7 protein-coding genes and 1 pseudogene are annotated in these 10,794 nt (G+C 59.6%); 4 read left to right on the top strand and 4 right to left on the bottom strand.

The window, feature by feature from the left end; translation table 11 throughout:
* Positions 1 to 240: 240 nt before the first annotated feature.
* A pseudogene (locus tag QF010_RS33925) lies at positions 241 to 444 on the top strand (tripartite tricarboxylate transporter permease); the annotation flags it as partial.
* Positions 445 to 562: 118 nt separating this feature from the next.
* Here QF010_RS33925 and grxC read toward each other — a convergent pair.
* Together grxC and QF010_RS33915 are read right to left on the bottom strand one after the other, a co-directional pair.
* Positions 563 to 814, bottom strand: a complete 252-nt coding sequence (grxC, locus tag QF010_RS33920; RefSeq protein WP_429534835.1) for a glutaredoxin 3 — start codon at positions 812 to 814, stop codon at positions 563 to 565.
* Positions 815 to 841: 27 nt separating this feature from the next.
* Positions 842 to 1,360: a carboxymuconolactone decarboxylase family protein gene (locus QF010_RS33915; RefSeq protein WP_056739513.1), complete on the bottom strand. Its 519-nt coding sequence runs from the start codon at positions 1,358 to 1,360 to the stop codon at positions 842 to 844.
* A gap of 132 nt (positions 1,361 to 1,492) precedes the next feature.
* Between QF010_RS33915 and QF010_RS33910 the strand changes: the two genes are divergently transcribed.
* Together QF010_RS33910 and QF010_RS33905 are read left to right on the top strand one after the other, a co-directional pair.
* Complete coding sequence (locus QF010_RS33910; protein WP_429534834.1) at positions 1,493 to 2,305, top strand: cupin domain-containing protein; 813 nt, start codon at positions 1,493 to 1,495, stop codon at positions 2,303 to 2,305.
* A gap of 6 nt (positions 2,306 to 2,311) precedes the next feature.
* Positions 2,312 to 2,455, top strand: a complete 144-nt coding sequence (locus tag QF010_RS33905) for a DUF488 family protein, N3 subclade (RefSeq protein ID WP_330219776.1) — start codon at positions 2,312 to 2,314, stop codon at positions 2,453 to 2,455.
* A gap of 171 nt (positions 2,456 to 2,626) precedes the next feature.
* On the opposite strand, the gene QF010_RS33900 is transcribed toward QF010_RS33905, so the two are convergent.
* Together QF010_RS33900 and QF010_RS33895 are read right to left on the bottom strand one after the other, a co-directional pair.
* The gene (locus QF010_RS33900) at positions 2,627 to 3,340 is read right to left on the bottom strand and encodes a hypothetical protein (RefSeq protein WP_429534833.1); all 714 of its coding nucleotides are present in this window, start codon (positions 3,338 to 3,340) and stop codon (positions 2,627 to 2,629) included.
* A complete protein-coding gene (locus QF010_RS33895; RefSeq protein WP_429534832.1) occupies positions 3,337 to 4,302 on the bottom strand; it encodes a hypothetical protein in 966 nt (321 codons plus the stop codon). The genes QF010_RS33900 and QF010_RS33895 overlap by 4 nt, the downstream gene beginning before the upstream one ends.
* Positions 4,303 to 4,958: 656 nt before the next feature.
* Here QF010_RS33895 and QF010_RS33890 point away from each other — a divergent pair.
* A partial coding sequence (locus tag QF010_RS33890) for a cadherin-like domain-containing protein (protein WP_429534831.1) occupies positions 4,959 to 10,794 on the top strand: 5,836 nt, incomplete at its 3' end.

The raw sequence follows: 10,794 nt of genomic DNA, 5'->3' as shown, positions 1-10,794 counted from the left end.
CAGGAGTAAAGGAGCGGCGTTGTTTGGTCATCTGACACCTCGATCTGGCGAGCATTCTCGCCTAAATGGGTGTCCGGTTTCATTAGACCACTACATACTTCGTCGTCGGCGCTTTCAAAAACGGCGAAGATCAGGGTGAGGGTCCCCGTTGCGCGTACCCTAAAAGCGCCCACCAATGTTCCGGTCGAGCGATCAGTTCCAGGCGATAAGCTGCGCTGAACCGGGCAAAAGCCACCTGTCTGGGGCGGGATGTTGATGCGCCGTTTCGATTTTCCCGGTGGCGCCGGTGATCGTCGGCATGCTGCTGGGCCGATGGCCGAGAAGCAATTGCGCAACGCCTTATCCATCAGCGAAGGCGACTGGACGATATTTTTGACGCAACCGACCGCGGTGTTTTTCATGGCCCTGACATTATTGGTGCTGGTGGTGCCGTACCAGCTGCACAAAGTCAAACCCAATCCCTGTGGGAGCGGGCTTGCCCGCGAAGGCGTCGGCACATTCAGCATAGGGGTAGTTGATGTACCATTTCGCAAGCAGACACACTCCCACAGTGGCATTGCGCTCAAGCCAGCATCGACATCAACCCTCCCTGGCGATCCAGCTTGGCCAGGTCATCGAAGCCGCCAATATGCCTGTCTCCGATGAAAATCTGCGGCACGCTGCGTCGGCCGCTGCGGTTGAGCATTTCCTCAAGCTTGTCGGGTTCGCGCTGAATGTTGATCTCCTGCATTGTCACGCCTTTGCTGGCCAGCAGTGATTTGGCGCTGCGGCAGTAAGGGCAGGAGTCGGTGGTGTAAAGGGTCACAGTGTTCATGCTCGTATTCTCCGCAGCGGGTGGGTATCAGGCGTCGATGGTCGGGAAGTCGATATCGGTCAGGGCGACGTTGTTCAAGTAGTTGGTCAGAGTCTGCGAGGCCACGTGGGCAATCACTTCGATGATCTTCGCGTCATCGATACCGGCGGCTCGAGCCGCGGCGATCTGCTCGCCGCTCAAGTGACCACGGCTTTCGGTGATCTGCCGGGCGAGCAGGGCATAGGCGTCGAGCTGGCCGACCCGGGCGCTGCGGATCTCTTGGCCGGAGAGCCCGGCCTTGCTGGCAAACAGCGTGTGTGCCGCCAAGCAGTAATCGCAGCCGTTGACCTGTGAGGTTGCGAGGAAGATCGCTTCCTTCTGCGTGGCGCTCAGGGATGTCTTGCCCAGGGCCGCCGAGTTTTGCAGGTACGAAGCCAGCACGGCGGGGGCGTGGGCCAGTACCCGGAAAACGTTGGGCAGGAAACCTATTTTCTTCTGCACGCCTTCCAGCAATGGGCGGGTGGCGTCGGTGGCGTGTTCGAGGCTGACAGGGATGATGCGGGTCATGGTGATGCTCCGTGGTTGAGCGCGACAGGCGCTGGGTACGGAGTTCATCCTATGGATTCGAGCTGGTTAATTGGATGCAAATCGTCGACGATATACGACAGATCGTCCAGAACTGCTCCCGGGAGTTTCCCTATGGATCGCCTATCCACCTTGCTCACCCATTTCGGCGTCAACGCTGGTACCTTTCACAGCGGCACGTTTTGCGGCACTACGGCCTTCGACGGCAACCAGGTCTGCGGTCATGTGCACTTGCTGCAAGCCGGCGAAGTCGTGCTGAAACTGGCCGATCAGCCAGAGCAGCGCCTCAGCGGGCCGACGCTGATCTTTTTCCCCAGGCCGTACCGCCATCGCCTGAGCGCCTCGCAAGCCTCCGCCACTCAACTGGTATGTGCATCCCTGAGTTTCGATGGCGGCTCGGGCAACGCCCTGGCAGCAGCGCTGCCGGAATTTCTGGTGCTCAAGCTCGATGAAATCCCGACCCTGGCCAGCACCCTGCAATGGTTGTTCGACGAAGCCTTCCAGGGCACTTGTGGTCGTGAAGCGGTGATGGACCGGCTGTTCGAACTGGTGGTGATTCTGTTGCTACGGCACATCCTCAGCACAGGCAATCAGCAACCGGGCATGATGGCCGGCCTCGCCGATCCGCGCCTGGCACGGCCCTTGAGCCTGATGCACGAAGCCCCCGGCAAGCCCTGGAGCGTGGCCGAACTGTCGACACTGGCCAACATGTCGCGGGCCAGCTTCGCCGAACACTTCAAACGCGTGGTCGGCCAGGCGCCAGTGGATTATCTGGTGAGCTGGCGAATCAGCCTGGCGCAGAAACGCCTGCGCGAAGGAAAACCGATCGCCCTGATCGCCGAAGAAGTCGGCTACGAAAGCCCGTCGGCACTGGCCCGGGCGTTCCGCCGCAAGACCGGAGTCAGCCCGCGAGAGTGGAGGGGGTGAGATGTGATGATCCAGTGCAAAAGTGTAGGCGAACCTGCCACGCCTGAAGACGGGCGGCGGATTCTGGTTGATCGTCAGTGGCCGTCAGATTGTCCCAGGGATTCGTTGGCGTTGGATGCCTGGTTGCCCCGACGTTGCGCCGTCAGCTGATGTGCACCAGGCGTTAGCGCAACGCGCACTGGAGGCAACACCCATAGCTGCCGGTCAGCAAAGGCTGAAATTGGCCGTTTTCTGCCTCTCGTGAAAGGCTGAAAACGGCCAAAAGCAATTTTCCTATATGGCTATGAATCCCGCCAACCTAGTGAGCAATAGGTCTGCTTATCAGCCAGGCAAACGAGGTAACCCCCAACCGCCTTGGCCATCCAGAGACATTATCGACAGCAGATAGTTATCGATTTGCCGGAGACTGACCGTGTGACAGAGGCTCTTTTCCATCAAGCTGCGTAGTTCCAGAACTCGCGCGCACCAATCGTTATAGCGATCAACTTTTCCGAAGACACGCCAACCTTTGTAGCTGTGGCCCAACTCGTCCATAACCCACGACCATCCTTCACGAACATACGAGTCCACAATGGGGAAGAATTCTGGCCGGTGAAAGTGAAGGTACTTCGAGGCGAGGCTGCTGTTCTCGCGGTTGTTGGCGGTCGCCAGCGCTTGACAAAGCTCAAGATGGATAGCAACGGCTTCCGGCAAGCGGTCATTCGTGAGCTTGTCATTCATTCCGATGGCGTCCAATAACTTGGCACACTTTGACACAGCAATAGCCTCGGCAGCCGCAATGACGACTTCAAGCGCTTGCCTCTCATCCTTAACATGCCCTTGGGTTTTTCTGCGCTCCACCGAGGCGGAGTAGGTGCGCCCGATTAGCATCAGTTTGCCAATGATTTGCGGTCTATCGATGTTGCTAGGATGAGTCGCAACAGCGTGATATAGCATTGAGTTCAGCACATCGAAGGGTGGACAACCCTGCCCATTTCCAAGCCAGTGGAACTGCGGCGGAAATAGAGGTAGGAGGTTTAACTTCTTCTTTTTCATTGTGCGCTTATCCGACGCTTTGTCTCATCACGTGCTTCAGCAATCGAACTGTATGCTCCCGATAACAAAGTATCGATGGCGCACCAGATCCGTCCGGTCACATAAATTTTGCCGTTGGGCAATGGCTCTGCGGGTTTCATCGCTGGTCCTAACTTATATACGACGCACTCACTACTGCTCTTTGACCATAATGGGTTTATATCCGACGGGCTCGCGACTCGCTCGAAGCTGTCCACGTGATGCACGGAAAGCAATTTCCCTTTGTATCGAAAGCCAATGTAGTTAGGGGGAACGACAGGCCAGCCGCTCTTTCCGATCGGGTGGTAGTAATGCCCATCGCTCACCACCACATCTAGATAGGAGTAAGGATTCTCTCCCCGTATCCGGTCAGCAGAGAGCACTACCAAGTACACGTCATTGTTAGTTACTCGATCCACCGAAACGTACTCCTTGTAGTGTTCTATCAGCTCTCTAAGCCACAGTTTCTCTTCCCGGCCTGATGCCTTTGCGCGAGCCTCGCTTGCCAAAATTTGCAAGTCACGCCACGAAAAATGAGTGACCTCATCTTTGATGGATGTGGGCAGGAGTCGACGAGCATCCGTCTGGTCTGCGGCGCTGAGGGAGACGAAACGCTGGTGGCGAAGATGTTGTGAGAGACGTGGCTTGTAACGGTTGTACTGAGCGTCATCGACGACACTCCACCAACGTTTGGCCTCAACAATGACGTGGATGCCGTCGCCCATGATCTCAAGATCTGTGAACCCGCCATCCTCGGCGTGTTTCTGAGTTTCGATTCGGATACCGCGAATCGACACTTTCTCGTCAAAAATCCTCTGGAGAAAAAGCGCAAGTAGAATAGGGCTTTGGCTTAGCGTCCAACTCAACGCCAAGGTACCGCTATTTTCGTCGCTCCCTCGCAATCGAAATACGCTGGGGGCTTTTGAACCATTTATCCTCAGCATTCGGACGTACTTACCATTATCTAAAAGATGAACGTCTATAGTGCCTGCATCAGGGTCATGGATGTCAAAACGCTAGTGCTGATTGCTGAGTTTTTCCTACCTTAGATTTCGAATGTCCGGTTTTTGGCCGATTTCTGCCTTTGGCCAACTGGCGCTTATTCGGGTCGATCAGTCATTCAGAATCGCTCCGCTGATTTGCCAACCCAGCCTAGCGGAGAAAACCCAGCCCAGAAGCTGGCATTCCATCCACACTGGATGCCCGGCCAACGAGAAACGCGGCCGCTTCTTCTCCCAGTTCGACCGTTTGCAGACCGTTCTAGGTACCACTGGCGCGGTGGCCCACTGAGCACTACTTCCCTGAACCATTCGTGCGACCTTAGAGCCGCCATTTTTTCGTGCTGTCCCTGGCACTCGCCCAGCAGACATCAGGCCCCCGATCTATCTCGCGGCACATTGCGGTTTCTGTTCAGGCCCGTCCTCCCGGCTGGCCGGTCACTTCCGGTAGCGGTCGCGCACCAGTGGATTCGTATGGGACTAAGGTCGTAGTGGCAATTTCCGATGAAAGGGCCATCTATTCATTCAAATGAATGAGCCAGGAATGCGCGACCCACTAGCATTAACCGTCAAACTACCACCGAAATTATAGGGTATCGGACATGGCTACTATAAATGGTAATGACAGCGCCAATGTTTTGACTGGGACCTCGCGCAACGACAGCCTCAACGGCCTGGGCGGCAACGATACCCTGAACGGTAACGACGGGAACGATACCCTGGACGGCGGAGCCGGTAACGACCTACTGATTGGTGGGCGCGGCGACGATAGCTACCGTTATGGCGGCGGCTTCGGCAACGATGTGATCGATAACAGCGGCGGCCTGATCGCTGACCTCGACAGCATCCGACTCGAAAATCTCAACGCCAGCCAGATCCGCTTGACTCGTGTGGGCAACGACCTGGTGCTGACCGTCCTCGCCAGCGGCGAAACCCTCACCGTCAGCCAGCATTTCCTCGATGCTGACCATGCCATTGACCGTATTCAGTTCGCCGACGGCACGACATGGGGCAGCGCCGCCATCCTGAGCAACCTCTACTACGCGCCCGTCACCCCGACTGAAGGCAACGACACCCTCAATGGCAACCCCGACGACGATCAACTCCAGGGCCTGGGCGGCAACGACACGCTGTTCGGCAACGGCGGCAACGACCTGCTCGATGGCGGCAGCGGCGCCGACCGCCTCGAAGGCGGCCTGGGCAATGACACCTACCTGGTCGACGACCTCGGCGATGTCGTCGTGGAAGCTACCAACAGTGGGGATGACACCGTACAAGCCAGCATCAGCTACATCCTGGGCAGCAATGTCGAACGCCTGACCCTGCTGGGCGACACCCATCTCAATGGCACCGGCAACACCCTGGCCAACACCTTGATTGGCAATAGCGGAAACAACCTGCTCGATGGTGGCAGCGGCAATGACACAATCCAGGGCGGTGCCGGTAACGACAGCCTTATAGGCGGTCTGGGAAATGATTCGCTCTCCGGGGACGAGGGCGACGACCAACTGGATGGTGGGGATGGTACTGACAGTCTGCAAGGCGGTGCCGGTAACGACACGCTGCTGGGCGGCGCTGGTAACGACAGCCTGTCAGGCGGCGACGGCAACGATATGCTCGATGGTGGCGCCGGCAATGACAGCATGGCCGGTGGAAGCGGTGATGACACCTATGTTGTTGCTCAAGCGTCCGATACCTTGAGCGAATCCGCTGGCGCCGGCGTTGACACGGTCCGCGCATCCATCGCCTACACCCTCGGCGCCAATCTGGAAAACCTCGAATTGACGGGTACCGCCAACCTGGCCGGCACCGGCAACGATCTCGACAACCGCCTGACCGGCAACAGTGGCGGCAACACCCTCAACGGTGGAGCCGGCAACGACTGGCTAGCGGGGCGTCAGGGCAGTGACACTTACCTCTATGGCCAGGGGAACGGCAACGACGTGATCGACAACAGCGGCGGCCTGGCCGCTGACCTCGACAGCATCCGGCTCGGAAATCTCAACGCCAGCCAAATCCGCTTGACCCGGGTCGGCGACGATCTGGTACTGAGGGTGCTGGCCAGTGGCGAGACCCTCACCGTCAGCCAGCATTTCCTCGATGCCGACCATGCCATTGACCGTATTCAGTTCGCCGACGGTGCGAGCTGGAGCAGCAGCGCCATCCTCAGCAACCTCTATTACACGCCAGCCACCCCAACCGCAGGTGCCGACGTCATCAACGGCAACCCCGACGACGACGTGCTGCAAGGCCTGGGCGGCAATGACACGCTGTTCGGCAATGGCGGCAACGACCTGCTCGATGGCGGCAGCGGCGCCGATCGCCTGGAAGGCGGCCTCGGCAATGACACCTACCTGGTCGACGACCTCGGCGATGTCGTCGTGGAGGCTGCCAACAGTGGCGATGACACCGTACAAGCGAGCATCGACTACACCCTGGGCAGCAATGTCGAACGCCTGACCCTGCTGGGCGGCGCCCATCTCAATGGCACCGGAAACACCCTGGCCAACACCTTGATTGGCAATAGCGGAAACAACCTGCTGGACGGCGGTGATGGCATTGACAACCTGCAAGGCGGTGCCGGTAACGACACTCTGTTGGGCGGCGCAGGTAACGACAGCCTGTCCGGCGGCGACGGCAACGATGTGCTCGATGGCGGTGCAGGCAATGACAGCATGGCCGGTGGTGCCGGCGATGACCTCTATCTGATCGCCCAGACTGGGGATAGCGTCAGCGAGGCGTCGGGTGAGGGGACCGACACGGTCCGTACGTCCATCACCTACAGCCTCGGTGCGAACCTGGAAAACCTCGAACTCACCGGCACTGCCAACCTGGCTGGCACCGGCAACGATCTCGACAACCGCCTTACCGGCAACAGTGGCCGCAACACCCTCAACGGTGGTGTCGGCAATGACTGGCTGGCGGGGCGCCAGGGTAACGACACCTATGTCTACGGCCTGAACTTCGGCCACGACGTGATCGACAACAGCGGCGGGTTGGCTGCCGACGTCGATACGCTGCAGCTGTCCGGCCTCAACCCTGTCGACGTGCGCTTCCTGCGTAGCGGTAATGACCTGGTGATGCTGGTGTCCAGCACGCTCGCCACGCTCACCGTCAAGGACTTCTATCTGGGGTCGGACTACGAGATCGACCGTGTCCAGTTCGCCAATGGCACGCTGTGGAACAGGACGACCCTGCTCGCCAACGTGCAGGTGGCTGCCACCAACGGGCCTGACGTGCTCTTTGGCGGCAATGGCGACGACTTCATCCAGGCCCTGGCCGGCAACGACCAGATCCACGCGCTCGGCGGCAACGACACACTCGATGGCGGTACCGGTGACGACGCCATGTACGGCAGCACGGGAGACGACCTCTATGTGGTCGATAGCGCGGGCGACCAGGTCAATGAACTGGCGGATGAGGGCAACGACACCGTCCAGTCCTCGATCAGCTACACGCTGGGCAGCAATGTCGAGAACCTGACCCTGACCGGCTCGGCCAATCTGGACGGTACGGGCAACTCCGGCTCCAATCAGCTCCTCGGCAACAACGGCAATAACCAGCTCAGCGGCGGTGCAGGCGATGACAGCCTCGATGGAGGGGCGGGCAACGACACCTTGCGTGGCGAGGATGGCAACGACTCGCTGCAGGGCGGCGGCAATGTGGACTTCCTCTGGGGCGGTGCCGGCGACGATATTCTGAAAGTCGGAAACAGCCAGACAGGCAGCTTCCTCCTTGGCGAAGCCGGCCATGACACGCTCGATGCACGCAACCTGAGCAACAGCGGTGGCTATGTAAATTTGATCGGTGGAACCGGGAGCGACACCTACCTGGTCGATGGCAGCGGTGACGTCACCATCAGTGATGACAACGCACTGGGTCAGCTCAACATCGTGCAGTTCGCAGCTGGCATCAATCCGGACGATCTCCACTTCGTGAGGCCGGTGGATAGCTTCAATGAGGCCGGTAACCTGGTGATCGAGTTTCCCAATGGGCATCGCCTGTTCATTGGCAGCATGGGAGCGACGTATCCGCAGGACACCGGGGAAGGCTTCGGCGTGCAGGCGTTCCGCTTTGCCGACGGCACAATGTGGAGTCGCGCCGAAATCATGCAACGTGCCGGCTGGTATTTCGGCACCAACCAGAACGACAGCATCACGGGTAGCGATGGTCACGACTACCTGTACGGTGCGGCAGGCGATGATCAGCTCAATGGTCTCGCGGGCGATGACTACCTGAACGGCTGGGATGGTAACGACGCGCTGTTTGGTAACGACGGCAATGATCTGGTGAATGGTAGTTTCGGGGACGATACCGTCAGCGGCGGTGCCGGCGATGACCAGCTGTTCGGCGGCTACGGCAACGACACCCTGTCTGGCGACGGCGGCAATGATGTGTACCGCTATTTCCTCGGGCATGGCGTGGACACCGTGGACAACCGCAGCGCCGCCTTGGGGGATATCGACAGCATCCTGTTTGACACCGCCATATTGCCCACCCAGGTGAGCGTCAGCCGGGTCGACGATGACCTGCTGCTTACCCTGAATACCAGCGACAACATCACCATCGTTGACTACTTCCTCGGTGGGGTGGCACAGGTCGACGAGATACGCTTTGGCAATGGCACGGTCTGGTCCCCCGCGACCGTCCTCGCCATGTTCAACTCGCCACCGAGCTCGACCGACGACAGTGTGACCACCGACGAAGATACGCCGCTGCTGTTGCAGGCGAGCGACTTCGGCAACTACAGCGACACCGACAGTGACCCGCTGGCCGTTGTGAAGATCACCGAACTGCCGCAGGCCGGCAGCCTGCAGTATCACAACGGCAGCGCGTGGGTGGCGGTCGCCGTGGGCCAGGAAATCAGCCGAGCCGACCTGGACGCCGGCAAGCTCCAGTTCGTGCCGGCGCAGGATGCCAATGGCTCGGGTTACGCAAGCATCGGCTTCATCGTGGGCGATGGTGAAGTCTTCGCGCTCGTAGACAACACGCTGACGGTCAACGTCACCGCACTCAACGACGCGCCGCTTGGCAGTCCGACCACGCTCTTAGCAGATGGCACCGAGGACACGCCTTACGTATTCACCAACGCCGAACTGCTGGCCGGTTTCTCCGATGTGGATGCCGACGCCCTGTCCGTCGCCAACCTGAGCGCCGACAACGGTAGCCTGGTCGACAACGGCGACGGCAGCTGGACCTTCACGCCTGACGCCAACTACAACGGGCCGGTCAGCGTCAGCTATGCGGTGGTCGATGGTCAGGGTGGTAGTATGGTTGCCAGCCAAGGGGTCGATCTGGCGCCCGTCAATGATGCTCCGCAGCCTACGGGGTTCTTTACTCATCTCTCCGGCACGGAAGACACGCCGATTACGGTTGGGCAGTCAGTATTTCTGGGTGCCTTCACCGATGCCGATGGCGATACCTTGATCGCCCAGAACATCAGTGCCACTCACGGCGCTATTGTTGACAACGGCGACGGCACCTGGACCTACACCCCCGACGCTGACTACTTCGGGTTGGTCAATTTCAACTGGGAAGTGACTGACGGGCAGGGAGGGCTGGTCAGCGTTAGCCAGGGCTTTACCCTGGCGGCGGGCAACGATGCACCAGCCGTGAGTGGTCCGGTCAGCTTGGCGGATAGCACGGAAGATACCGCCTACACCATCAGCGCCACGCAGCTACTGGCCAACGCCAGCGACATCGATTTCGGCGACATCCTCAGCGTGCAAAGTGTCAGCCTTGATCCGGCCGAGGGTTCGTTGACCGACAACGGCGATGGCACCTGGACCTTTACCCCGGCGACCAACCGCAACGGTGCGGTGAGTTTCGCGGTGGTGATCAGTGACGGCACGGACACAATCAACACTTCGGCCACACTCAATCTTGCGGCCGTGAATGATGCCCCGACCGGCGATGTGGTCATCAGCGGCACGACGGTGGTCGGTCAAACGCTCAGCGCCAGCAATACGCTCTCCGACGCCGACGGCCTGAGTGCCATCGGCTACCAGTGGCAAGTATCGGCCGACGGCAATATCTGGACTGACATCGTCGGCGCGAACAGCGACAGCTTCACCCTGAGCGCCGACCAGATCGGCCAGCAGGTGCGCGCACAAGCCCGCTACACCGACCAAGGAGGCACGACGGAGTCGGTGGCGAGCGGTGCTTCGTTCTGGGTGGTGTCTGCGACCAACCTGTTCGACGGTGACGGTAACAACAACATCATCAACGGCACTGAGGGCAACGACATTCTGCGCGGCTTTGACGGCGCGGACAGCATTACGGGCTTTGGCGGGGAAGATCTGCTGGAAGGTGGGGACGGTCACGATACCCTGAATGGCGGCGACGGCGACGATGTACTCAATGGTGGTAACGGCGATGACACCATGGATGGTGGCGCGGGAGATGACGTGCTCAACGGAGGTGCCGGGCGCGATACGA

Source organism: Pseudomonas silensiensis (genome assembly GCF_050434865.1).
GTDB classification, from domain to species: domain Bacteria; phylum Pseudomonadota; class Gammaproteobacteria; order Pseudomonadales; family Pseudomonadaceae; genus Aquipseudomonas; species Aquipseudomonas fluorescens_W.
This window is presented reverse-complemented; position numbering and strand designations above follow the sequence as displayed.

What these genes read in the sequence shown, in the direction of transcription:
- QF010_RS33905 (WP_330219776.1), top strand. Translation starts at nt 2,312, where the DNA reads ATGATCCAGTGCAAAAGTGTAGGCGAACCTGCCACGCCTGAAGACGGG.
- grxC (WP_429534835.1), bottom strand. Translation starts at nt 814, where the DNA reads ATGAACACTGTGACCCTTTACACCACCGACTCCTGCCCTTACTGCCGC.
- QF010_RS33900 (WP_429534833.1), bottom strand. Translation starts at nt 3,340, where the DNA reads ATGAAAAAGAAGAAGTTAAACCTCCTACCTCTATTTCCGCCGCAGTTC.
- QF010_RS33915 (WP_056739513.1), bottom strand. Translation starts at nt 1,360, where the DNA reads ATGACCCGCATCATCCCTGTCAGCCTCGAACACGCCACCGACGCCACC.
- QF010_RS33895 (WP_429534832.1), bottom strand. Translation starts at nt 4,302, where the DNA reads ATGCTGAGGATAAATGGTTCAAAAGCCCCCAGCGTATTTCGATTGCGA.
- QF010_RS33910 (WP_429534834.1), top strand. Translation starts at nt 1,493, where the DNA reads ATGGATCGCCTATCCACCTTGCTCACCCATTTCGGCGTCAACGCTGGT.